At 71.1% G+C, this 23,845-nt stretch carries 18 protein-coding genes and 4 pseudogenes; 12 read left to right on the plus strand and 10 right to left on the minus strand.

Annotated elements, in window-relative coordinates; all coding sequences use genetic code 11:
* Positions 1-519: 519 nt before the first annotated feature.
* Positions 520-936 (minus strand): ArsR/SmtB family transcription factor, encoded by a 417-nt coding sequence (locus FH715_RS20470; RefSeq protein WP_246108866.1) that lies wholly within the window; start codon positions 934-936, stop codon positions 520-522.
* 272 nt (positions 937-1,208) lie between these two features.
* Here FH715_RS20470 and FH715_RS20475 point away from each other — a divergent pair, with 272 nt between their 5' ends.
* The 3 genes from FH715_RS20475 to FH715_RS29580 all read left to right on the plus strand — a co-directional run bounded on the left by FH715_RS20475 (position 1,209) and on the right by FH715_RS29580 (position 4,260).
* Positions 1,209-2,003 carry a 4'-phosphopantetheinyl transferase family protein gene (locus FH715_RS20475; RefSeq protein ID WP_139647486.1) on the plus strand — a complete coding sequence of 265 codons (795 nt, stop codon included), beginning with the start codon at positions 1,209-1,211 and terminating at the stop codon, positions 2,001-2,003.
* A gap of 547 nt (positions 2,004-2,550) precedes the next feature.
* The gene (locus tag FH715_RS20480; protein WP_139647488.1) at positions 2,551-2,916 is read left to right on the plus strand and encodes an ArsR/SmtB family transcription factor; all 366 of its coding nucleotides are present in this window, start codon (positions 2,551-2,553) and stop codon (positions 2,914-2,916) included.
* Positions 2,917-3,849: 933 nt separating this feature from the next.
* Entirely contained in the window at positions 3,850-4,260 is a 411-nt protein-coding gene (locus FH715_RS29580) for a hypothetical protein (protein ID WP_170184780.1), read from the plus strand.
* A gap of 12 nt (positions 4,261-4,272) precedes the next feature.
* On the opposite strand, the gene FH715_RS20485 is transcribed toward FH715_RS29580, so the two are convergent.
* The 3 genes from FH715_RS20485 to FH715_RS20495 all read right to left on the minus strand — a co-directional run bounded on the left by FH715_RS20485 (position 4,273) and on the right by FH715_RS20495 (position 7,740).
* Entirely contained in the window at positions 4,273-5,178 is a 906-nt protein-coding gene (locus FH715_RS20485; RefSeq protein WP_139647490.1) for a recombinase family protein, read from the minus strand.
* 172 nt (positions 5,179-5,350) lie between these two features.
* Complete coding sequence (locus FH715_RS20490; RefSeq protein ID WP_139647492.1) at positions 5,351-5,773, minus strand: (2Fe-2S) ferredoxin domain-containing protein; 423 nt, start codon at positions 5,771-5,773, stop codon at positions 5,351-5,353.
* A complete protein-coding gene (locus FH715_RS20495) occupies positions 5,770-7,740 on the minus strand; it encodes a heavy metal translocating P-type ATPase (protein ID WP_139647494.1) in 1,971 nt (656 codons plus the stop codon). Before FH715_RS20495 ends, FH715_RS20490 begins: the two co-directional genes overlap by 4 nt.
* A 95-nt stretch (positions 7,741-7,835) precedes the next feature.
* Between FH715_RS20495 and FH715_RS20500 the strand changes: the two genes are divergently transcribed.
* Complete coding sequence (locus tag FH715_RS20500) at positions 7,836-8,225, plus strand: ArsR/SmtB family transcription factor (RefSeq protein WP_139647495.1); 390 nt, start codon at positions 7,836-7,838, stop codon at positions 8,223-8,225.
* Between the two features lie 15 nt (positions 8,226-8,240).
* Here FH715_RS20500 and FH715_RS29585 read toward each other — a convergent pair.
* Together FH715_RS29585 and FH715_RS29075 are read right to left on the minus strand one after the other, a co-directional pair.
* Positions 8,241-11,171: pseudogene (locus tag FH715_RS29585) on the minus strand (Tn3 family transposase).
* A gap of 134 nt (positions 11,172-11,305) precedes the next feature.
* A pseudogene (locus tag FH715_RS29075) lies at positions 11,306-11,469 on the minus strand (SDR family NAD(P)-dependent oxidoreductase); the annotation flags it as partial.
* A 237-nt stretch (positions 11,470-11,706) separates the two neighbouring features.
* On the opposite strand from FH715_RS29075, the pseudogene FH715_RS20515 reads away from it, so the two are divergent.
* Positions 11,707-12,916, plus strand: a pseudogene (locus tag FH715_RS20515) (IS110 family RNA-guided transposase).
* A gap of 397 nt (positions 12,917-13,313) precedes the next feature.
* On the plus strand, positions 13,314-13,478 hold the full coding sequence (locus FH715_RS28335; RefSeq protein ID WP_170184781.1) for a cyclophilin-like fold protein: 165 nt from the start codon (positions 13,314-13,316) through the stop codon (positions 13,476-13,478).
* Here the strand turns inward: FH715_RS28335 and FH715_RS20520 are convergent.
* Positions 13,460-13,660, minus strand: a pseudogene (locus FH715_RS20520) (transposase); the annotation flags it as partial. The gene FH715_RS28335 and the pseudogene FH715_RS20520 sit on opposite strands and share 19 nt — an antisense overlap.
* Positions 13,661-13,835: 175 nt before the next feature.
* Here FH715_RS20520 and FH715_RS20525 point away from each other — a divergent pair.
* Entirely contained in the window at positions 13,836-14,951 is a 1,116-nt protein-coding gene (locus FH715_RS20525; protein ID WP_139647498.1) for a tyrosine-type recombinase/integrase, read from the plus strand.
* Here FH715_RS20525 and FH715_RS20530 read toward each other — a convergent pair.
* A complete protein-coding gene (locus tag FH715_RS20530; RefSeq protein WP_139647500.1) occupies positions 14,929-16,308 on the minus strand; it encodes a peptidase C39 family protein in 1,380 nt (459 codons plus the stop codon). The genes FH715_RS20525 and FH715_RS20530 overlap by 23 nt on opposite strands.
* 202 nt (positions 16,309-16,510) lie before the next feature.
* Here FH715_RS20530 and FH715_RS20535 point away from each other — a divergent pair, with 202 nt between their 5' ends.
* Both FH715_RS20535 and FH715_RS20540 read left to right on the plus strand, forming a co-directional pair.
* Positions 16,511-17,095, plus strand: a complete 585-nt coding sequence (locus tag FH715_RS20535; protein ID WP_139647502.1) for a uridine kinase family protein — start codon at positions 16,511-16,513, stop codon at positions 17,093-17,095.
* A gap of 51 nt (positions 17,096-17,146) precedes the next feature.
* Entirely contained in the window at positions 17,147-19,018 is a 1,872-nt protein-coding gene (locus FH715_RS20540) for an AAA family ATPase (RefSeq protein WP_211367722.1), read from the plus strand.
* A 22-nt stretch (positions 19,019-19,040) separates the two neighbouring features.
* Here the strand turns inward: FH715_RS20540 and FH715_RS20545 are convergent, their stop codons facing one another.
* Entirely contained in the window at positions 19,041-19,892 is an 852-nt protein-coding gene (locus FH715_RS20545; RefSeq protein ID WP_139647506.1) for a helix-turn-helix transcriptional regulator, read from the minus strand.
* 99 nt (positions 19,893-19,991) lie between these two features.
* Between FH715_RS20545 and FH715_RS20550 the strand changes: the two genes are divergently transcribed.
* Both FH715_RS20550 and FH715_RS20555 read left to right on the plus strand, forming a co-directional pair.
* Positions 19,992-20,792, plus strand: a complete 801-nt coding sequence (locus FH715_RS20550; protein WP_139647508.1) for an SDR family NAD(P)-dependent oxidoreductase — start codon at positions 19,992-19,994, stop codon at positions 20,790-20,792.
* A gap of 272 nt (positions 20,793-21,064) precedes the next feature.
* Positions 21,065-22,174 (plus strand): ABC transporter substrate-binding protein, encoded by a 1,110-nt coding sequence (locus tag FH715_RS20555; protein ID WP_139647510.1) that lies wholly within the window; start codon positions 21,065-21,067, stop codon positions 22,172-22,174.
* A 26-nt stretch (positions 22,175-22,200) separates the two neighbouring features.
* On the opposite strand, the gene FH715_RS20560 is transcribed toward FH715_RS20555, so the two are convergent.
* Positions 22,201-22,794 carry a TetR family transcriptional regulator gene (locus FH715_RS20560; RefSeq protein ID WP_246108869.1) on the minus strand — a complete coding sequence of 198 codons (594 nt, stop codon included), beginning with the start codon at positions 22,792-22,794 and terminating at the stop codon, positions 22,201-22,203.
* A gap of 75 nt (positions 22,795-22,869) precedes the next feature.
* On the opposite strand from FH715_RS20560, the gene FH715_RS20565 reads away from it, so the two are divergent.
* Positions 22,870-23,751 (plus strand): SDR family NAD(P)-dependent oxidoreductase, encoded by an 882-nt coding sequence (locus FH715_RS20565; protein ID WP_246108870.1) that lies wholly within the window; start codon positions 22,870-22,872, stop codon positions 23,749-23,751.
* The last annotated feature ends 94 nt before the right edge of the window (positions 23,752-23,845 follow it).

Below are 23,845 nucleotides of genomic sequence, written 5' to 3' on the forward strand. Positions count from 1 at the left end.
GTTGACGATGTTGCCGTTGATCTCTGCTGTCATCGGCAAACCTAGGACGTCTCCACGGGAACCGTCAAGGACCGAGACGAGCGGATGACATCAAATGATCTCGCTAGCATCGCCACTTTGCGATGACGTGGGAGCGGTGACCTGCGGGCTCCCGGGGCGGCTGCGGCACGTCGAGGCGGGCCGGGTGCGGCCAGACGGGCGTTCCGTGAACGTCGGTGGCACGCTGTCGACTCGGCGACCGAGGGGCCGATCTTCCCTGGAGCAAAGTGCGCACACATTCGTGCGCGGGTATCGCGACCGAGTCTCCCCGCGCTCGGCACGGTGAAGCCTGGCCGACGCCGTCTCCCGCGCCGGACCGGCCCGGCCGCCCCCGAGCCGGCGAGAAAAGTCGCAGCGGAGATCAGGGGACCACGAGGAGAAGCAAGAGGAAACGAGAGGAAAGTCGAGGCAACGAGCGAGAGGCGGGCCGGTCGAGCAGGGCCGACCGCGGGGCGCTGCGCTCTGCTCGGCCAGGGTGGGTCACGCGCGCTGGCGAGCCCGCTTCCGCGCGGCGGGGCGAGGAGCCAGCGGCACTTCCTCGGCGGAGTCGTCGTCCTCGGCGGCACCGTGCTGCGGATTGAGCGCCACCGCGTTGTCGGTGGCCTCAAGCAGCGTCTCGGCGGACGCGAGGAGGTCCAGGAGTTCGGGATGGGCGAGCGAGTAAAACATCTGCCGGCCCTCGGGCCGCGCGGTGACGAGATTGCAGTCACGGAGACAGGCCAGGTGCGCCGACACGGTGGACTGGGCGAGGTTCATCGCCGTCGTCAGGTCCACAACTCGCGCCTCGCCACGGGCCAGACGCTGCAAGATCGCCAGCCGGGTGGAGTCCGACAGACCTCGGAACATAGCCGCCGCCGGCGCGAGCTCCTCCCGGAACCCGGACGCGGTCTCGCTCATTATCGACATAGAAGAATGATAACGGCAGTCAACGGTGTGTCGATGCGGGGCGAGTCATGGTTCGGCAACGTTTCGGCCGCGCCCGGCTGTTGACGCAGGTCGTCGCAGCGTGACGCCCTGGGGCGTCAACGACGGCTCCGGCGCCCCGGCACGACGTCGTGCCGCCGGCGGCCGGACGAACCCGCTACCCAACGCCGCGCGCCGATGGTAGCTTCACCTGTCGATTTCATGGACGAAGTCGGATGGCATGGTGATCGGGGGTGGCCGGGCCGATGGATGGTGGCCACGCGGCGGCGGACGGCGGACGTTCCGCGACCGCCGTGCGCGCTCCCTCAACCGCCGGGCGCCGGCCCGCCGAGCTGGACCTCGCCGCCGGTCCCGGACCGGTGCGCACGCCAGCCCCCGGCGCCCTGCCCGCGCTGTGGATCGTGGACGCCGCCCGGCACGCGGCGTCGGCCGCGATGGCGGCGCCGACGGTTCTCGACGAGGAGGAGCAGCGGCGAGCCGCCGCCCTCCGCCGCGAGCATGACCGCGCGACCTATCTGGTCGCCCATGTGGCGCTGCGGACGCTGCTGGGGGCCTACCTCGACATCCCGCCCCGCCACGTCAACCTCGTCCGCGAGAACTGTCCACTGTGCGACGAGCCGCACGGCCGTCCGGCGGTCGAGGGCGGCGCGCCCCACTTCTCCCTGTCCCACAGCGGCTCCCTCGCGCTGCTGGCGGTGGCCGCACAGCCCGTGGGCGTGGACGTGGAAGAGGTGCCGTCCGCCCGCACGACGGCGGAGGTCGTGGGGGCGCTGCACCCACGCGAGAGGGCGGAGCTCGGCCTGCTTCCCCCGGCGGAGCGGCCCTCCGCCTGCGCCAGGATCTGGGCGCGCAAGGAGGCGTACCTGAAGGGGATCGGCACCGGGCTCGCCCGCGACCCGTCGCTCGACTACCTCGGCGCGGCGCCGGGGCCGGCGTCGGTGGCGCGGTGGCGGGTCGTGGATGTCTCCGTGCCGTCGGGCTTCGCCGGGGCGGTGGCGACCCCGGGGCGAGAGCAACCGAAGGGCGCGGCCGGCGCCTGAGAACGCCCCCGGGCGCCGACCGGGCGCGCACCCGCAGGAAATGCGATGTACCGCTGCGTAAAGGGAAGTTCTCTCCGTGAGAAGTCCCGCCGAATATCGGACACGCCCTCCACTGCGACGACGTTGTGGCGTGCGATAAACACGGACTTCACGTTCCTCCTCCGAAGTCGATTCATCTTCGTTACCGAACGGGTCGACTGCTCCGGGACGGATCATCGCGCGGTCGCGCCGGACCGGGGCCCTCGTACGTTCCCCCTGGTCGGGGGGCGCCCGGGCCGATCGGTGACGCGGCCCGGCGCCGGCGCGTCGGCCCCGTGCCTCAACCTCCGGTAACTAGCGGGCACTTGCTCGGGAGACGCCTATGTGGCACGCTGTCAGAACGAAGGGGAGTAGCCCCTAATGTCGCGGTCGACATACTGACGTCTCAACAGACGTCCGGCTGCGCGGCCTCGTTATTTCGAGGCGGGCGAGACCTTCGACTCATGGCAGTAATGCCGGGGTCGGAGTCTCGCGTCTTCCGGTCCCGGCGCGACCGGAAGGAACACAAATGGCTTTCAGCTTGGACTCGTGGGGGGACGACTCCAGCAGCGAAGCACTGGCTCCCAATGTGACCCTGTTCCGTTCCCTGGCGGACACGGCCCGGCTGGCGATCCTGCATCATCTGGCCGGCGGCGAGGCACAGCCGGACGAGTTGTCCGACGCCCTGGGTCTGGCCGACTCCACCGTCTCGGCACACCTCTCGCACCTGCGTGGCTGCGGGCTGGTGGATCTGCGCATCGAGGGGGGCGCCTCGTATTACCACCTGGCCCGGCCGGAGTTGTTGGATCTGCTCATCAGCGTCGAACTGCTGCTCGTCGCGACGGAGGGCGGGGGTGCCTGCTGCCCCCACCACGCACTGCGGGAGGTGGACTGACGTCGAGAGGGCCAACGCCGGGCCCACCGGGGTCTTCACGCGCACGTCCCATGGTGCGATGGTGCTCCGCATCGTGACCGAGTGCCACAACCCGCCGATGTGGTCTCTTCGTTCGATGTGGACGGACGGTCTTCAGCAACGGGACGGCGCCGCCCCGTGCGCGGTGTGCGGAGCCGTGCGCGTGTGCGGAGCCCTGCCTCGGTGCGGGGAGGCCCGTCGGACCACGCCCAGCACCCTCGCGGTGGAGGAGGTATCCGTGCGGGCGGACGGGCGCGCCCTGCCATGGCATCCCACGCCCGACCGGTCGGGCCCGCCCTGCCTGACGGTTGGGGGTGAGGCGGCGGACGTGGGTGGCCTGCCCAGCCGCTCCTCGCCGAGGGGCCATGCGGAAGAGGGTGGGCAGGGCTAGGGACATGGAGATCCTCGATGAGCGGCGGAAGGACGCGGAGTGAGACGGATCTGGTGCGCGCCCGTCGGCGTGAACTTCGTCCTCCGTGATCGGGATTGTCCCCTTCCTCCTCCTGTGGTTCTTTCTGGCCAACTTTCCTCTCTACGATGTGGGAATCACCGAACAGGGAACCGACCGAGAACGACGGCGTTCTTCCGTGTTGTTTCCGCCCGTCTGCCTGGTCGCCCTCTGGGCCGCGTTCTGAGCTTCGCACGAGCTGACCCCGGGGTCGGCGCGGCGGGGGTCGAGAGGCGCTCTACCCGGCGGCTGGTGGTCCCGGTAGCGTGGATGTGCGATTGTGGCCCGTGTGAGCCGGGTGACCGGGATCGGCGCGTTCCCTGTCAACGCGACTCGGGATGGTGTTTCACCATGCGCATTCCCACGGCACCGGGCAGGCTTCCCGTGGTCGGGCACACGCCGGGGTTTCTTCGGGAGCCGGTGCGTTTCATGGAGTCGCTCGCTCCGGTCGGGCCCCCCTGGCAGACATGGTTCGCACCGGCCGCCATCGCGCTCTGGCCCCCGGCTCCCGCGCCGTCAGCGCCCTGCGTGTCCTGGCCACCGCCCAAACCCGCGCCATCCGCCAGCGCACCCGAGCCGTGCACCAGCTCCGAGCCTGCTTGGCCACCTCCTACCCAGCAGCCATCACCGCCTGGCCACGCCACACCAAACTCCGCCACCCCCAAGCCCGCGCGATCCTCGCCCTGGCTCCCACACCAGCAGCAGCAGCTGCCCTCACCCGGTCGCAGATCGCCGCTGCCCTACAGCGCGCAGGCCGGTGGCGCACTGTCGACGACGAAGCCGAAAGGCTCCAGAGCCACTTCCGGCATCCCAGCCTACGCACCCACCCGACCATCGAAGTCGGCCTCGGGGAACATCGGTACAGCGGTTGGCGCTGAGAAGGATCATGGTCAGGGCGTGAGCGCGCTGACCCGGTTCTCGTACTCGCGGCGGGCCTTGCGCTGGGCCGGGACGGCGGGGACGCCCTGGCCGCCGTCGAGCGGCTGGCAGCGGGCGAGGAGCTGGCGGTGCACCGCGAGGGCGGCGCTGACGCGCAGGGTGTAGTCCTGGCCGCGGCGTACGGCCACCCCTTGGTCGAGCGCGGCCCGCTCGACGGGCTCCAGCTCGGTGGTGCGGAGGTAGTCGGCGACCTTGCCCGGCATGTCGAGCGTGACCGGTAGCTCCGGGGCGGGGGCATCCTCCTCGGTGGCGGTGTGCTTGGGCAGGAGGTCGGCGACGGCGGTCCGGATCGCGCCGCGGCTGACGCCGTGGTCACGGGCGAGGGCGGCGATGGAGCGGCCTTCGAGGTACGCGGTGCGTACGCCGACGGCCGTCGCGGCCGCGACGGCGGGGCGGCGCCCGCCCTTCGCGCCCTTGGCCTCGGCGGCGCGCAGTCCGTCGTAGGTCAGCTCGCGCTGGAGTTCGCCGGCGGCGGCGAAGGTCTGCACCATGAATTTCACGGTGGACAGCAGCTCACCGGTGCGCGGGTGGCGGGCGGTGAGGTCCATTGCGGAGAACGCGCCGTCGTGGATGCGCAGGGCGAGACGGTCGCGGTGCAGGACGTCGAGCACGTCGAGGATGTGCTGGTTGCCGCGCACGAGGCGGAACATCTCGGAGATGTGCACGGTGTCGCCCGGCCGCGCGTAGGTGAGCAGTTCGCTGAACTTCGGGCGCTCGAGAGGGTGGAGGCGGCTGGAGGTGCCGGGGTCCTCCTCGAAGACGACGGGGTCCTCGATCCCGGCCTCGGCCAGGACGAGGTCCTGCCGGGCGGTGGATTGCTGGTCGGTCGACACCCGCTTGTAGACCAGGTTCGCCACCGTGGGGCCCCTTCCGTACGGAGGATCGGACCCTATCTGTCGTCAAACCCTGTCATCAATCACCATCGGATCTGATTGGATTCGCACCGCCTCGAACCCCCGGATCGCACGGGTTCATTGGACGCGTCGGCTGCCTGTCGTCAAACGATCGTTTGACGACAGGCGGGCGTGCTTACGCGTCGCCGTGGAGTTCGGCCTGGACGCGGCGGGAGGGCTGGAACCTGTACAGGTCGAGGATGTCCGGGGCGTCGGTGACGCCGGGGCCGCCGTTCTCGACCCAGGCGGTGATGTCGGCGGTGGCGTCGGGGTCGTTGACCAGGCCGAGCCAGACGGGCCGTCCGCCGGCCTTTCGACCGGCGGCGGAGGGCTGCACGACGATCACGTTGGCGCGCTCGCACGCGTCGAGGCAGTCGGTGACGCGCACGGTCGCGATGCCGTCGAGGGCCTGGCGCAGGTCCTTCAGCTGTGCGGCGTGGTCCAGGCCGGGGACTTTGAGGGTGCCGCAGCAGCAGCCGCAGCAGACGGTGACGGTGGGCCGTGCCGCTGCCGCCCCCGGCTTGGGGGCGGCAGCGGCACGGCGGCTGCGTTTGCTCACGCGGTGTCCTTGGTCAGGCGGGGCCAGGCGGCTTCGCGCAGGAGGCGCAGGCCGTTGAGGCCGACGATGACGGTGGAGCCCTCGTGTCCGGCGACGCCGAGCGGCAGGGGCAGGGTGGCGATCAGGTCCCAGGCGACCAGGACGGTGATGAACGCCCCGGCGATGGCCAGGTTCTGGATGACCAGGCGGCGTGCGGTGCGCGAGAGCTGGACGATGGAGGGGATGGTGGCGAGTTCGTCGCGCACCACGACGGCGTCGGCGGTCTCCAGGGCGAGGTCGGAGCCGGCCTTGCCCATCGCGATCCCGGAGTGCGCGGCGGCCAGGGCGGGGGCGTCGTTGACGCCGTCACCGACCACCAGCACCCGGCGCCCTTCCGCTTCCCACGCCTTGACGGCGGCGACCTTGTCCTGCGGCAGGAGTCCGGCGCGGACGTCGGTGATGCCGACCTCGGCGGCCAGGCGCAGCGCGGCGCGTTCGTTGTCGCCGGTCAGCAGGACAGGGGTGCGGCCGGTCAGCTCGGTGAGCGCGGCCACCGTCGCCGCGGCGTCGGGCCGCAGCCGGTCGGCGATCCCGAGGACGCCCACGACCGCGCCGTCCCGCAGGATTGCCACCCCGGTGCGGCCGGTGTCCTCCAGCTCGGCCACGACCTTGTCGTGCGACGACGTGGTGGTGAGCAGCCGGGAGGGGGAGCCGACCTGGACGGTGCGGCCCTCGACGGTGGCGGTGACGCCTTCACCGGGTGTGGAGGAGAAGTCGGTGGCCTCGGGCAGGTGAAGGCCGCGTTGGCGGGCGGCGTCGACGACGGCGCGGGCGAGGGGGTGTTCGCTGGGGTGCTCGGCCGCTGCCGCCAGGGTGAGCAGGCCGTCCTCGTCCAGGCCGGTGCCGGGCAGGGGGCGGATGTCGGTGACGCGGGGGGTGCCTTCGGTGAGGGTTCCGGTCTTGTCCAGGGCCACGAGGTCGATCTGGCCGAGGCGTTCCATGACGACGGCCGACTTGGCCAGCACTCCGCGCCGTCCGGCGTTGGCGATGGCGGACAGCAGCGGCGGCATGGTGGAGAGCACCACCGCACAGGGTGAGGCCACGATCATGAACGTCATCGCCCGCAGGAGCGCGGACTGGAGGGTGTCACCGAACGCGAGTGGGATGCCGAAGACCGCGAGAGTGGCGATCACCATGCCGATCGAGTACCGCTGCTCGATCTTCTCGATGAACAGCTGGGTGGGGGCCTTGGTCTCGGATGCTTCCTCGACCATCTTCACGATCCGGGCGATCACCGAGTCCGACGGGTCGCGCTCGACCCGGACCCGCAGGGCGCCGGTGCCGTTGACCGTCCCGGCGAACACCTCGTCCCCGGCCCGCTTGGCCACCGGCAGCGGCTCCCCGGTGATGGTGGCCTGGTCGACGTCGCTCGCGCCGTCCAGGACCTGGCCGTCGGCACCGACCCGCTCACCGGGCCGGACCAGGATGGTGTCCCCGACGTTGAGGGAGTCGGCGGGCACGTCCTCCTCGCCGCCGTCGGGCAGGAGCCGGGTCGCCGTACTGGGGGCGAGGTCGAGCAGTCCGCGTACGGAGTCGGCGGTCCGGGCGGTGGCGATCGCTTCCAGGGCGCCGGAGGTGGCGAAGATGACGATCAGCAGCGCCCCGTCGAGGACCTGCCCGATCGCGGCCGCCCCGAGGGCGGCGACGACCATCAGCAGGTCCACGTCCAGCGTCTTGTCTTTCAGCGCCTTCAGGCCCTCCCAGCCCGGCTCCCAGCCACCGGTTATGTAGGTGGCGGCGAACAGCGTGCCCCACAGCCACGCCGGGCCGTCCAGCAGGTAGACGGGCAGAGCGAGGAGGAACAGCACCAGGGCCGCGAGTGCCCAGCGTGCCTCGGGCAGCGCCAGCAGCCGGGTACGGCGGCGCGGAGCCGCCGTGCGCCGTGCGCCTGCGGCTGGCGTGGGCCGCTGATCCAGGACAGAAGACATGACAAAACAACCCTTCACGGGTGAACCGGGGTGACGACACCACCATACAGGAATGCCTGAACAGGTCTTCATGTGTCACCGGTATGATGGCGTGCATGGGTCACGGAACCGGCACCACCAGCAGCGCCACCACCCGCGAGCGCCTCGACGCGGTCGGCACAGCCGAGGTCGCCGCCACCCTTCAGGCCCTCGCCACCCCGTCCCGGCTCCACATCCTGGCCCGCCTCCAGGAAGGCCCCTGCTCGGTCAGCGACCTTGCCGACGCGGTCGGCATGGAAGCCTCCGCCTGTTCCCACCAGCTGCGCCTCCTGCGCAACCTCGGCCTCGTCACCGGAGAGCGTCACGGCCGGTCGATCGTCTACGCCCTCTACGACAACCACGTAGCCGAACTCCTCGACCAGGCGCTCTACCACGTCGAGCACCTGCGCATGGGCGTGCGCGACACCCCGGCCCGCGCAGCCGAACCAGCCACCGCCGGGCAGTAGCGGCCCCCGGCCGGGTCAGTCCTGCCCGGCTTCCTCGTCCTCGTCCAGTTCCGGCGTGTCCGGGTCCCGCAAAGGGCGCAGGGCGCCGGCGGCCGGGACGGTGGCGCTGAAGCTGTAGCGGCCGAGCAGGTTGAGGTTGCGGTGCTTGAGCGGGGACAGCCGGGCGATGTCCTCGTCGCGGACCTCGTGGCCCTCGGCGCGAAGCTGTTCCACGGCGTCGTCGATGTACTTCGTGGTCCACAGCACGATGGCGTTGAGGACCAGGCCGAGCGCGCCGAGCTGGTCCTCCATCCCGTCCCGGTACGCCTGGTGGATGGTGCCGCGCTTGCCGTGGCACACGTCCCGGGCGAGCTTGTGGCGGGACTCCTGCACAGTGAGCTGCCGGTTCATCTGACGCCGGTAGGTGTCGTCCACCGGGTCGACCACCCGCAGCAGGCGCTCGGTCTTCGCGATCCGCCCGTACTCCGCGAACGCCGCCCCCAGCGGCGTCGGGCGGCCGTCGCGGCCGAACATGCGCAGCAGGTCGTAGGCCCGGACCTGGTTGGTGACCAGGGAACCGGCGACCTTCAGCATGTCCGGCCAGTGCGTGATCACCTTATTCAGGTTCACCCGGTTGCGGGCCAGGTCCTCCACCGCCCGTGCCGGTCTCGATGCCGGGCGTCGTGGCCCGCTAGAACCGCTGGTCGTCCAGGTCGCGGAACCGCAGGCTGAAGTTGTAGCCGAGGATCTTGAACAGGCCGAACACCATGTCGGAGTACGAGGCGTTGTCGGTCGCCACCATCTCCGGCTTGACCCCGCCGTCCAGGTTCAGCAGGGCGTCCAGGATGTGCAGGGAGTCGCGCGAGGTGCCGGGGACGACCATCTGCCCGATGCCCGCGACCTGGTCATTGACGGCGTTGAGCCAGGTGATGCCCCGCTTGAACCCGAAGTGCTTCGGCGACGGGGCGGCGTTGATGGTGCGCACCGGCACCTGGAAGCGCAGCCCGTCCACGGAGGCGAGCAGCCCGTCACCCCAGTACCGCACGATCGGGATGCCGGCCTAGGCGGCGATCAGAGCTGCGTTCGCGGCGGCGATGGTGTCGGCGCGCAGGTAGTACTGGTCGACGTGCACGAGCCGGGCCCTGGTCAGGGCCTCGTAGCCGGGGAGGGACTTCGGCTCGCCGAGCGCGCCGAGCTTGTCGACGTTCAGCTTCACCCGCCCGTCGTCCTGTACCTCCATGGAAACCTTCGCCGCCGGCCCCGCCTCCTCCGGGCGCGTCGCGAGCTGCTTCCATCCGGCGTCCAGGCCCCGCACCAGCTCCGCCAGGTGCTCGGTGACGGGCATGTCCAGGCTCAGGGCCGCCAGGACGTCCTCCTCGACCGCGTCCAAGTCGGGCCCGTCCAGCAGCCAGGCGCGCGGGTTGGACCAGCGGTGCGACGGGGCGGCGAACATGTCGCGGTTGTTCAGGGCCCGGTGCAGCTGCTCCAGCACGCACACCACGTAGGCGTCCCGGTCGACCGCGCCCTGCGGCAGATCAGGGTTGGCGTACACCGCCTTGCGCCACGCCAGCGGCACCAGCTTGTCGTCCACCTCGCGCGGCAGCAGCGGCTTCACCCCCACCTTCCGCCGGGCCAGCGCCGGAAGACCCCGCACCCCGGCCAGGACTCGCTTCCCGGCGCTCGCCGCGTCCAGCGCCTTCGACTCGCCCAGCAGCGCGAGGAACGGGCGCACCGTGGCGTGCCGGTTCGCGAGCGCGGCCCGCATGGCGACCTCGGCCGAGTTCTCGTCCTCGGGCACCAGGGTCACCACGGTCGCCGCCGCGCTCATCACGGCGGCGCGCGGGGCGACCTCCTCCACGGCTGCCCAGAGCGCGGCCACGTCCAGGTCCGTCTCCTGCTCCTCGACCAGCTCCAGCTCCAGCTCCTGAAGCAGCACCTTCGCCGCCCGCGCGAGCACCCGTGACGCCTTCTCCAACTGCGGCAGCGTCGACAGCCGTTCCTTCTCCGTCTTGCGCTTCGCCGTGTTCAGCAGGCGGGTGGCCATGAGGACCTGGAACAGGTCCAGGGCCTCGTCGATCGCCTTCGTCTCCAGGTGCCGCATCACCGCGGTGAGCATCGCTGTGCGCTTGGGTTCCGCCGCCCGCTCCAGCAGCGGCGCCTTCGACCCCAGCGCGTACCGGGCCAGCGCCGCCATCCGGTTCGGCGGGATCTGCGACAGCCTCAGCCGACCGAGCCAGTACGCGCCGATCTCGTCCACCCGCTCCAGCGCGCGAGCGAACGCCGTGCCCGTCGTCCGCGTCGGCGGCCGGCGCAGCCGCTCCAGCTCCGAGAACCGCGAGCCCACCGGCGTCGTCAGCGTCGCCACCAGATCCCCGGGCAGCGCCGGGTCCGCGCGGCGGGCGGCGCCCGCGACCGTGGCGTGCAGCCGCTTCTCCGCGACCGTCCGCGCCTCCGACACCTGCCGGGCCAGCACGGACACCCCAGGCAGCAGGACCCGGTGACGGCGCAGCCAGCCCACCGCGTGGTCGAACAGCGCCTTCGGGCCCTCGGCGTGCGTCCACGCCCGCCCGTGCAGGAAGGTGCGGAACCGCCGGGATCACTCCGGGTCGTCGTACTCGTGGTACTCATGGCGTCCCGGATCTCCCACGCGTGCTCGTACGTCGTCTTCGGCCGCTCGGTGTACCGTTTCACCACCGACGGGTCCTCGATGCCGAGCTGCGCGGCCAGGTGCTCGACCACCGGCCAGGGCGTGTCCAGCGGGTCGTCGGGGAGGAACCGGCCGATGTAGCGCACCGTGCACATCTGGAGCGCGAAGCCGAGCTGGTGGTGCGCGGAGCGGCGCCGGGCGATCAGATCGCGGTCGACGTCGTCCAGGAAGAAGAACCGCTCCAGCTCGGGGCGGGTCGGCTCCTCGGCGAACTTCCCGTACGTCTCGGCCTGCTCATCAGTCAAAAACTCCACCGGCACGAGCGGACGGTAGCCAGCCCCGGCACCCGCCCGGCGATCTTTCCGCGAACCCCAGCGGAGCCCGCAGCCGGTGTGCTAGCCGACCATGATCGTTCTCAGCGCCAACCGCTGTACCGATGTTCCCCGAGGCCGACATAGCCACGCGCCCGAACGCCGTCGGCCACCAGGTCGGAGACCAGCCGGTCGAGCCGGTCCCGACCGCGCGCGACCAGCGCGACGGAGAACCCTCACGCCCGAACCGCCGGGCAACGGCGGCGCCGAGCCCCGGCCCGGCCCCGATGATCGCGATCGTCGTCATGACGTTCCATACCTTTCTTCGTGGGTTGATCCGGATCATTCGTGAGATCGGGACACCCAGGGATGCCGGGTGTGGCTGTCATGCGTGTGCCGCGTTCGTGGCTTGAGAGGATTGGCCGCCCGGCATCCCGCGACGATTCGACTGCTGATTGGGATGCGCGAACCAAATCGCTTGTATGGACGTGACAGCGAGGTTGTCTGCTGGGACAGCACAGGGAGAACGACGAAGGAGGGTCCGGTGCCCGAACTGTGGGCGGGGACGGACGCGGGCCAGGCCGAACACCACTGCACCGTGATCGACGCGGAGGGCGCCAAGGTGCTCTCGCGCCGGGTGCCGAACAACGAGGACGAGCTGCTGCGGCTGCTCGGTGACGTCCTGGACATGGCCGACGACGGTGCCCTGGTGACGTCGGCGGTCGACCTCAACGCCGGCGGGGCCGCGCTGTGGATCGCCCTGCTGGTCAACCACGGGCAGTGGCTCTTCTACATCCCCGGCCGGACCGTCCATCACGCCTCCGGCTCCTACCGGGGCGACGGCAAGGACGCCTTCGTCATCGCCGACCAGGCCCGCATGCGGCGCGACCTCCAGCCGCTGCTGGAGACCAGCGAGATCGCGGTCGACCTGAAGATCCTGACCGCCCGCCGCATGGATCTGTCGACCGACCGCACCAGGGCGATCAACCGGCTCCGGGCGCAGATGCTGGAGTACTTCCCCGCCCTGGAGAGGGCCTTCGACTACAGCACATCCAAGACCGCGCTCATCCTCCTGCTGACCGGGTACCAGACCCCGGCCGCGCTGCGTCGGATCGGCCGGGCCCGGCTGACGGCCTGGCTCAAGAACCACGGCGTTCCGCACACTCAGCACGGCCAAGAGCGCCGCCGACGCCGCGGTGACCGCCGCCGAGGCCCAGTTCACCGTTGTCCCCGGGGAGAAGACCGCCGCGAAGATGCTCCGTACCCTGGCGAGGGAGGTGATGGCCCTCGATCAGGAGATCGCAGAACTCGAAGTCCTCATCGAGGGCCGGTTTCGTGAGCATCCCGATGCCGAGGTGATCACCAGCATGCCCGGCATCGGTGACATGCTCGGTGCGGAGTTGATCGCCGCGACCTGCGGTGACATGTCCGCCTTCGGAAGTGCGGACCGGCTCGCCGGCGTCGCCGGGCTCGCCCCCGTTCCGCGCGACTCCGGAAAGGTCTCCGGCAACCTGCGCAGGCCACGCCGCTACAGCCGACGCCTCCTGCGCATGTTCTATCTCTCCGCCCAGGCCGCCGCCATGCACTGCCCCGAGTCCAAGCGGTTCTACCAGCGCAAACGAGCCGAGGGAAAGAAGCACAAGCAGGCCGTCCTCGCCCTGGCCAGACGCCGCCTCAACGTGCTCTGGGCCCTCATACGCGACCACAGGACCTTCGAAGCCAGCACATCCCAACCCACTGCCACAACGGCATGACACCCTCACAAGGCGTCACCATCCCGGCTTGACAACGTCATTGGGAATCCTCTTTCCAGTCCGACGCCGACCTTTGGCTGCCCCGTCCGACCTCGGAAGTCCCTACGAGTACCCCTCCCAGCAGGAACTCCCACCCGCCAGCGTCCCCAGGTCGATGGGCACCGACCGTCCCCTGTGGAAAGGCTTCGCCCACCGATGCGCCCCACCCAGCTCGCCAGCGCGGCCTCGATCGCCTCGCACTCCTGCTCACCGGCTGTAGTGCTTCCTCGGACGAGCCCACATGCCCTGCCTCGGCCAGCACAACGTCCAACGGCCCTGCCGCCAACGAGCCTGAGGAGACAGCGCTGAACGGGACCTCGTCGGCACCGTCGTCCGGTTCACGGCCGGTTCCACGACGGTGGACGTCACGATCGGGGAGGACAGCCCCGCTAGCCGGGACTTCCTCGACATGCTGCCGCTCAGCCTCACGCCCGAGAAGTTCAACGGCCGCGAGAAGATCGCCTACCTGGAGCGCGAACTCGACCACGAGGGTTCTCCCGGCTCCGACCCGGCGGAGTGCTGATGGGCACGGCAAGACGTGGAGTCCAGGCTCACCATGGACCAGTCGATCCGGTTCTGGGCGTGGGCGTCCACTAGGACGGCCGCGAAGATCTTGTCCCAGGTGCCATCCGCCGACCAGTGCCGGTGCCGTTCATACACGGTCTTCCACGGGCCGAAACGCGCGGGCAGGTCCCGCCATGGGGAAGGGGCTATGGCCCGCACATCCGCCGATCACACTCAATCTCGGGGTTACGAATTGTAGCGACACAAACACTCTCACCTGCCTTCGGTGATTTGGACACACCGCGAACCAGAGTTACAACAGGACCCGCTCGACAAACCCGTCGAACGCATGAGACAGACGCGGGCGGAATCCTGAATGGCGACCATCATCGACAAAGGCGTCTCCTCGCCGGGGAAGCGGTGGCTCGTGCGGTATCGCGAGCCAGGAGGGCGAAGTGCGCGCCAGCGCGAGAAGTCGTTCGCCCGCCGGAAGGACGCCGCCGATTTCGCGACCAGGGTGGAGCACGACAAGCGCTCCTTCACCTATGCCGATCCCAATGCGGGCAACAAGCCACTCCACGTCTTTGTCGACGAATGGTTGGACGCGCTCCACCACGTGACCGATGGCACGTGGGAGAGCTACGAGCGCATCTGGCGACTTCACGTTCTCCCCCACCTCGGGGAGAGGACGTTGAGCCAGGTCAGCATGACCGACGTGGAGAGGCTCTTCGCGACATGGAGCAGCGGCGGGGCGCCCCGCAACACGGTCGAGTCACGGCGGATCGCGGTCTCGTCGGCCTTCACCTATGCCGTCCGCCACAAACTCGTCCCCCTCAATCCCGTGAGGGGCGCGGAACTCCCAGGCCGCTCGGTGACAGCGATCGACGAGCACGCTCTGCCGTCCATGGAGGAAGTGCAAGCGATCGCCGAATCGATCGGCTCTCGACTCGCACCGGCGATATGGCTGATGGCCTGTTGTGGACTTCGCATAGGCGAGGTGCTGGGACTACACGAGACGGATTTCCACGGCGATACAGTTCGCCTCAGGCGTCAGGTGACACGCACCAAGGCGCGAAACGGAATCTATGTCGTTCGCTACGCGCCGCTCAAACACCGTAGCGAGGGGGAATGGCGGGATGTCCCTCTTCCGGAATCCGTCGCACCGTTCGCCCAAAGCTTTCCGATCCTCACCGAGAAGGGAACAATCCCCTACCCGGATCTCCTGAGGCGGTCCTGGAACCGGGCCATCAAACGCCTGGGCCTCCCCCACTACACACCACACGATCTGCGGCATCTGTGGGCGACCATGACCCTGACCAGGAATGTCTCCATCCACGAGGTTTCTCGTTGGTTGGGGCATCGCTCGATCAAGGTCACGGTCGACCGCTACGGACATCTGACGCGGGACGGTCACCAGCGGTGCCGCGAGGTGGTGGGGGCTCTCTGTGCCCCCTTCGTGGGGTCCGCGCTCAGCGGAGCCCCAGCCGCCTGAGGACGCGGTGCTGACGTGGTGCTGGGTTCGCCGGGAAGTACAGGTAGCACACCCCGCCCGTGCCACTTCTGACCTGGCCGTTCTCGTCGTAGCGCTGGGTACGCAGCCAGATGTTCTCGAACTGCCGTCGGGGGTAGACACGTCGGACCTCGGCGTTGTTGTCGCCCGCTGGGTCGTTGGCGATGATGTCGCCGTCCTCGGTGAAGCCGACGACGGTCATCAGGTGGCCCGAGGTGCCGTAGCCGGAGCCGTCGAGTTCGGCCTCGTAGAAGGAGACCGAGGTGATCAGCGGGATGCCGGCGGTGATGAGTTCCTCCGCCTCCTCCAGGGAGGCGACGCGGGTGACCAGTCCCTCCATGTCGGGGTAGGTCGCGGCGTAGGCGGCGTTGAACGGCCAGTTGCCGCAGCCGCCGTACTGGTAGTCGAAGGTGAAGCGCGCCGCGTGGCAGACCTGCGGGTCGTCGTAGTCGGGGTTCACCCAGGCGAGGTCGTCCGGGTCGGCGGCGCGGCCCCAGGACTCGATGATCATCTGCGAGGAGGTCGGGCTGCACCAGGCCTCGCCGCCGTTGTCGTACTCGGGGTAGCGGCCGACGTGGATGTTCTGCGAGTAGGTGGGCGCGGTCAGCTCGACGCCGCTGGCGGCGCCCGGCTCGCTGGCGGGGACCTCGAAGCGGGCCGGCACGTCGGAGGTCATCGCGCCGACGCGCCAGACGGTGGGGGTGGCGTCGCCGCCGGCGACCCGGTGGAGCGTCAGCCGCAGCTGGTAGGAAGCGATCCGGGTGCCGGTCTCGGTGTCGTCGATGGCGAGGGTGTCGGTCCAGACGGAGCTCTTGCCGTCCTCCTGGCCGTCGACGGAGGTGCGGTGGATGTCCTCGTCGCCGGAGGCCCAGATGCCCATGGTGTACCAGGGCGACTGGGTGCCGTCGGCGTAGTCGGCGCGCGCCTCGACCTTCACGAAGGTGCCGGCCGGGGTGTCCGCGTTCCAGGAGGCGATCAGCTCGCTCCCGGGGGCGGCCGGGGTGTGGGCCGGCGAGACCCAGGTGGCGTAGTCATAGCTGACGGTCGTACCGAGGTGCGGGTCGGTGTAGTCGACGGTGCCGGCCGGGGCGTCCAGGGCGACGCCGGGGCGGTCGCCGGCGACCACGGTGACGCCGTCGGCGCTGCCGGCCGCCCAGTCGTCGGCCGAGGTCCAGCCGTGGTACTCGATGGTGGAGGCGGCGCGGTTCCGCCCGCCCCGCCCGGCCGTGCCGGCGCCCCCGCCTGCCGCCAGGGCGCCGGGCGCGGCGAGCGCGGTGACGGTGCCGGCTGCCGCGACGGCGGCTGCGGCCAGTACGGTGCGTCGAGATGTGAGGGCCACTTGTGGGTCTCCCGAGGGTGTCGAGGAACGCCCCGCCCGCTGGCGGGGCGGCGCGGCCGGGCTGCGGCCGGGCGCGGGGACGCGCGAACCCTCACCACTATCCCGACTGGACACGTTGACGGCCAGTCACGCGACCCGAACGGCGGCCATCAAGATTGGTCTGACCTGTGGCGATTGCCGCCGGGGCGCTACCCTCGGGGCCATGATCGACGACGGTGGCGCGCCCGGCGCCCCCGAGGCGCTGGCGGCGCGGCTGCCCCTGCTCACGCCGTCCGTCGGCCCGGTGCGGCTGGTGGGCGTCGACGGGCACGCCGGCTCGGGCAAGTCCACGCTGGCGCGCCGGCTGGCGACCGCGCTGCCCGGCACCCCGGTGCTCCGGCTGGACGATCTGGCCAGCCATGACGCGTTCTTCGGCTGGACGGACACGCTTCTCGACACGGTGGTGGCGCCGTTCGCGCGCGGCCGGGAGGCGCGTCACCCGGTCTACGACTGGCACCGGCGCGCGTTCACCGGGAGCGCGACGCTGCCACCCGCGCCCGTGGTGTTGGTGGAGGGGGTGGGAGCGGGACGGAGGGCCGTGCGCCCCCATCTCGCGCTGTTGATCTGGATGGAGATGGATCCCCAAGTGGCTTGGCGCCGTGGACGGTTGCGGGACGGTCCGGAGCAGGCGACGTTCTGGGAGGCGTGGGAACGGGCGGAAGCGCACCATTTCGCCGATGACCCGTCAAGACCCTTTGCGGATATCCTGATGACTTCGGGGGGAGACAGTCACCATGCCTGCGAATGAGGTCCACCGGATGGCAAGGGCGGGCGAGGGCACCCGCGTTGTGAGGAGTTCATGAGCGCTGGCGATTCCGCTTCCCCCTCTCCGAGCCCCTCCCCCATGGCGGATCTCGCCTGGCTGAGGGGGGTCGACGCCTACACGGCGGCGGCCTATCCGGAGGCGGAGGAGGAGTTTCGCGCGGCGGTGCGGGAGGACCCGGGCATGGCGGACGCCTGGCTCGGGCTGCACGCGCTGCGGACGGACGTGCCGACGGCGTTACGCCAGATGTACCGGAACCGGTCCCGGTTCGGTGAGCAACGGAAGCGCCACGGGCGGCCGTTGAGCTCCTGGTACTGGCTGGGCTGGTGGGTGCAGCCGGTGTTGGAGACCGAGCGCGACCTGATACTGGCCCACGCCTCGCAGCTGCTCGACGGGCGGCGGATGACCGAGCTGGACCGCGCGCTGGCGGAGTGCCCCGCGCCCGAGTCGGATCCCTACGCGCGTTTCCTGCACGCCTGCCGCTGCTATCTCTCCAAGGACTGGGAGGGGCTTTTCCGTTACACCTCCACCCTCACCAGTGACCCCCAACTCGGCGTGGAGGCCGGCTTGTTCGCGGGGATGGCCCGCGTTCGGCTGGAGATGTTCGACCAGGCGGAGCCGCTGCTGACGGCGGCGCTGATGCGATGTCGCAGCGAGCATCCGCAGCGCAAGGAGCTGCGTTACTGGCTGGCGCGGGCCCGTGAGGGCAGCGGGCGGAGCGCGGCGGCGATCCCGCTCTACCGGGCGGTGCAGCACGCGGACCCGGAGTTCATGGACACGGCGGTGCGGCTGACCGCGTTGACCACGGACGAGTCGGAGGGGCTGCTGCTGGGCGGGTTCGAGGACCGGGTGGACGACGAACCGTCGACCGACTCCCCGGCCGGGCCGCCCTACCCCGACCTGCGGGTACCCTCGCCCGCCACCCCAGCCGAGGGCGAACGGCCCGGCGAGCAGGGCGGGTTACTCCTCGGCGCCGGCGGCAGGGGCGCGCAGGGCACGCCGCCGGTCGCCGACCAGGCGCTGCTGGCCACGACGTTGGCGGAGCTGGACCGGATGGTGGGGCTGGAGCCGGTCAAGGAGCAGGTGCGCGCGATGTCGGCGCAGCTGCGGATGGCCAGGCTGCGCTCCGGGCAGGGGCTGCCGGTGCAGCCGCCGAAGCGGCACTTCGTCTTCTCCGGCCCCTCGGGCACCGGCAAGACCACGGTGGCCCGCATCCTGGGGCGGGTCTTCCACGCGCTGGGCGTGCTGGCCAACGACCGGCTGGTGGAGGCCCAACGCGCCGATCTGGTGGGCGAGTTCCTCGGCCAGACGGCGGTGAAGGCGAACCGGCTGATCGACTCGGCACTGGGCGGGGTGCTCTTCGTCGACGAGGCGTACAGCCTGGTGCACTCGGGCTACAGCAAGGGCGACGCGTACGGCGACGAGGCGCTCCAGGTGCTGCTGAAGCGGGCCGAGGACAGCAGGGAGCACCTGGTGGTGATCCTGGCCGGCTACCCGGAGGGGATGGACCGGCTGCTGTCGGCCAACCCGGGGCTGGGGTCGCGGTTCGCCGCCCGGATCGAGTTCCCCAGCTACCGCCCCGCCGAACTCACCGCGATAGGTGAGCTGTTGGCGGCCGAGCACGGCGACGCCTGGGACGCGGAGGCGCTGGAGGAGCTGCGCAGCATCAGCGACCACGTGGTGGCCGAGGGGTGGATCGACGACCTGGGCAACGGGCGGTTCCTGCGGACGCTCTACGAGTCGAGCTGCGCCTTCCGCGACGTGCGGCTGTCGGACTCGGTCAGCTCGCCGACGCGGCAGGAGCTGTCGACGCTGCGGCTGTCCGACCTGATGCTGGCCTACGGCGAGGTACTGGCGGGACGGGGGCGTTCGCTCCCGACGGACGACGAACTCCCGCCGCTGACGTGAGCCATGGCGCGCTGAGGCCCCGTCAGCCCGGCACGTCCATCCGCTGGGTGCCGATGACGGAGAGCAGCCGCAGCGCCTCCTCGGAGGGGGATCCGGGGTCGGCGGTGTAGATCACGACCCGCTGGTCGCGGTCGGTCACGTCGAGCACGTCGCAGTTGACGGTGATCGGCCCGATCGACGGATGGTCGAACGTCTTGCGCAGCACCGCCTCGGAGTGCACCTCGTGCGCGGCCCACAGCCGGGCGAACTCGGGGCTTCCGGCGTGGAGTTCGTCGACGAGCGAGGCCAGCTCCCGGTCGTCGGGGTAACGGGCCGCGGTGGCCCGCAGCTGGCGTGCGGTGGTGCGGGCGAACGCGTCGGCGTCGGTGAGGCAGTACAGCGGCCGGCCCGCCGGGTGCGGGCCGAGGAAGACGCGGCGCACCAGGTTGCGGTCGCGCCGGGACAGGGCGGAGAAGTCCTCCAGCAGCGCGGCGGCCAGGTCGTTCCAGGCGATCACCTCGTAGCTGGCGGAGAGCACGATCGCGGCGGCGTTGGGCAGTCGGCGCAGCAACTCCAGGATGCTGGGCCGCACTTCGCGGGAGGGCCCGGCCGGCGGTCCCGGCGGGGCGCCGGCGAGATGGTGGAGGTGGTCGCGTTCGACGCCGGTCAGCCGCAGCGCGCGGGACAGGTTGCCCAGCACCTCGCGCGAGGGCCGGGGGCCGCGTGCCTGTTCCAGCCGGGTGTAGTACTCGGTGGAGATGAACGCCAGCTGGGCCACCTCCTCCCGGCGCAGGCCCGGCGTGCGACGACGCGGCCCGGCGGGGAGCCCGATGTCGGCGGGGGTGATGCGCTCGCGCCTGCCGCGGAGGAAGTCGGCCAGCTCTCGTCTGTCCATGGTCCTCAGTGTGCGCGGAGGCGGACGGACACGCCAGGTGGCGATCCAGGTACCGGCAGTGCCTGGATGCGTCGGGGCGCCCGCACCACCATGGTCGTCATGGACACCACTCGGAGGACCGACCCCACCACCCCCGCGTCCGGACTGCTGGCCGGCAAGGTCGCCTTTGTCACAGGTGCCGGCCGCGGCATCGGCGCCGCCGCCGCGAGGCTCTTCGCCAGGGAGGGCGCCCTGGTGCTGCTCGCCGCCCGGACCGAGGACCAACTCGCCGCCGTCGCCAAGGAGATCAGAGCCGCCGGCGGCACCGCCGACCATGTGCGGTGCGACCTGTCCGACCCCTCCGACGTCCGCGCCGCCGTCGACCACGCCGTCACGCTGCACGGGCGGCTGGACGTCGCCTTCAACAACGGCGCGACCGACGTCACGCCCGGGCCGCTGGACGGCGTCACCGAGTCCGACTTCGACCATGTCTACGCGGTGAACCTCAGGGGCGCCTGGGCGGCGATGGTCGCCGAGGTCGCCGCCATCCGCGCCACCTCCGGCACCGGCGCCATCGTCAACAACACCTCCGTCGGCGGGCTGCGCGCCAACCCCACGCTGCCGGCGTACGGCGCGACCAAGCGCGCCGTCAACAGCCTCACGGAGTCGGCGGCGGCGACCTACGGGCCGGAGGGCATCCGGGTCAACGCGGTCGCACCCGGCACGACGTTGACCGAGATGATGCGCACCTGGGACGACCGCGCGCCCGGCGTGATCGACCACCTCAACTCCCGCACGCCGCTGGGCCGCGCGGCCGACCCCGAGGAGATCGCCCAGGCCGCCGCGTGGCTGCTGAGCGACCGCGCCTCCTATGTCACCGGCACGGTCCTCCCGGTCGACGGCGGGATGCACGTGGTCTAGAGCGTGTTGTCGACGGCGGGACGCACGTGGTCTGGAGCGTGTCCCGGAAGTGACCTTCTGGGTGCGGGCCCTCGCTGGTGCCGATGACGATGTGGCTTGGCGGCTCGGCGCGCGGAATCTCGGTTGTCCACGGGCGCGGGCGTTGGATGCAATAGCCCGATGATCACCCGGGCGCGCCTGCCTCGGCGGGACGTGATGACCGCGCACCGTCAGCGGCCGGCGCGCGATCCGGGCGGACCGCGACCGCATCGTCCCAGGGGAGACACCACCCGATGAACACGCCACCATCGCCGTCCGGAGCGGAGCACACAGACGGGTCATCCGTCCGCCTGGGTGCTCTCGTCCCGCTGACGCGGCCCGGCTGGGTCGAGGCGGGCCGACACCTGCTCGCAGGACTCGACCTGGCCGTCCGCGAGGTCAACGACGCCGGGGGGATCGACGGCAGACCACTGGAGTTGGTGGTCCGGGACACCGCGGCCGATCCGGAGCGGGCCGCGGCGGCCGTGGACGAACTGGCCCACCTGGGCGTGGCCGCCGTGGTGGGTGAGTATCACAGCGTGGTCGCCCGCGCCGCCGCCGCCCGAGCCGACGCCCTCGGCGTGCCGTTTCTCTGTTCGTCCGCGGTGCTCGACGCGCTCACCGAGGAGCCGACGGAGTGGGTCGCGCGTCTGGCCCCGGCCCAGTCCCACGGCTGGCGGATCTACGCGGACTTCCTCCTCCGCGCGGGCCGGCGTCGGATCGCCGTGGCGACCCAGCCGAGCGTCTACTGGGCGTCCGGGACCCGCGTCCTGCGGGACCACCTCGCTCCCCGCGGCGGCACCGTCCTCGAACTCGACGCGACGCTCACGCCCGAGGCCCTGTGCGACGCGCTCGTCGACCATGGCGCGACGGCGCTCCTCCTGCTGGTCGGCCATCCGGAGCCGGCGGTGCCGATCGTCCGGGCCGTCCGGGGCGACCGGCGGCTCGCGGAGATCCTTGTCGGCGCTCCGGCCGGACAGCCGGAGTTCGCCGAATGGGCCGCGGCGCTGGGCGGGGACGGCGCCGGGATCCCGTTCCTGCGCTACCTGCCCGAGCGTCTCGGTCCGCTCGGTGAACGCGTCGGGAAGGAGCTCCGCGAGCGGCTTGGCGAAGCGCCCTCCTTCGTCGCCTTCGAGGGCTGGGACACCGTCGCCGTCCTCGCCGCGGTGCTGCGTTCCCACGGCACGGACCGGGCGGCCGTCGCCGAGTCATGGCCGCGCGTGGCGGTCGAGGGCACCCGCGGGCCGATCCAGTTCTCCCGCACGCCGGGCATCAGCGTGTGGCAATGGACTTGGACACCCATCCACGTCGCTGACCGGGACCCGGCGGAACCCGATCGCTTCCGGATCCTCCACGCCGGCTGAGTGAGCACGGAGGCGGGTAGCGCGACTCACGCCCGCCCTGTGCCGAGTGCGACGCGGACCTGGTCGAACCCCCGGTCCAGCAGGGCCCGGCGGTCCGCGTCTCCGTCCGCTCGCGCCCACTGGCCGGACACGGCGTCGAGTACGGCCGTGGCGGCGTTGGTGAGCAGATCCGCGGTGTACGGGTCGAGTTCGGCCCCCGGCCGACTCCGGAGCGCGTCGCTGACGCGCCGGCGCCATTCCGTTCTGCGTTGGAGGAGACGCGCTGTCAGGGCGGGCGTCGCCTCGATCAGGCGCATGGTCGCGAGCGCCCGCTCACTGGCGTGGATCTCTTCCTGCCAGGCCCGCAGGACCTGGTGCAGACACTCCCACGGCCCCTCGTCCGCCGGTCGTGCCGCGATGTCGGCGACGACGCTCTCCCCGGTGAGGTCGATGCCGTCGAAGACGACGTCCTCCTTGGTCGGGAAGTAGCGGAAGAAGCTGCGCTTGGTCATGCCGGCCGCCTGGGCGATGTCCTCGACGGTCGTCTCGTCGAAGCCCTGCCGGGCGAACAGGTCGGTGGCCATCGCGGCGAGCTCCGCCCGCACCGCTCGGCGGGTCCGTTCACGCAGTCCCTCTTTCATGCACCCAGTCTACTTCGTGTCACCTGGTGTCTATCATGTCTTCGAGTGACACGTCGACGGAGTGGAGTGGTGACGGTGGAAGGCAAGACCGTGCTGGTGACAGGTGGCACCGGCGGCATCGGCAAGGAGACCGCGCGGCAGTTGGCGGCGCTCGGCGCACGCGTGATCCTCGTGGGACGGAACGGGGACCGCGCCGGCGCCGCCGTGGCGGACCTCCGTCGCTCCAGCGGGAACGACGACGTCACGGCGATCACGGCGGACATGTCCCGGCTCCGCGACGTCCGTCGCCTCGCCCAGGAGGTCAGCGGCCGGGCCGGCGGCATGGACGTGCTGATCAACAACGCCGGAGCGACCCGGCCCCACCGCCAACTGACCGAGGACGGCGTCGAGACCACGTTCGCGGTCAACGTGGTCGCGCCGTTCTGCCTCACCCACTGGCTGATGCCCGCGCTGACCGCGTCGGGCCGTGCCCGCGTCATCAACATCACCGGCGGCGTCCCGCGGGGGCGGATCGACCTGGACAACCTGCGGGGCGAGAAGTCCTATGTCGGGCTGTCGGTCTACAACCAGACCAAGCTGGCGCAGATGGCGATGAGCTACCGCTTCGCCCAGGAACTCACGGCCACGCCGGTGACGCTGAACGTCGCCTACCCCGGACACGCTCACACGTCGATGAACAAGGACCTCGCCATCGGCACCTACCCGCCGCTGGCCCGACCGATCGTGCCGCTGCTGCGGCTGGCGACGCCGATCGTCCTCGGCCGGCGGGCGCTGCTGAGGGCCACGCGCTCCAGCGTGTATCTCGCCTCCAGTCCCGAAGTGCGCGAGACGAACGGGACCTACTTCAACAGCGCGGCCAGACCGACCCCGTGGCCCGACGCGGCCCTGGACCGCACCACCCGCGACACCGTCTGGGAGCTGTGCGCAAGAGAGCGCGACCGCCCGGCCACGGCGTGACTGCCGCCACCGGCGCGTTCACGGTCGTGGGAGCCCTCGGGGACGGGCGGTGTCCCACGCCGCGCTCCGCCCGATCGACGGCTGCCCGCGGCGC

It is taken from the genome of Streptomyces sedi (assembly GCF_006335015.1).
GTDB lineage: Bacteria > Actinomycetota > Actinomycetes > Streptomycetales > Streptomycetaceae > Streptomyces > Streptomyces sedi.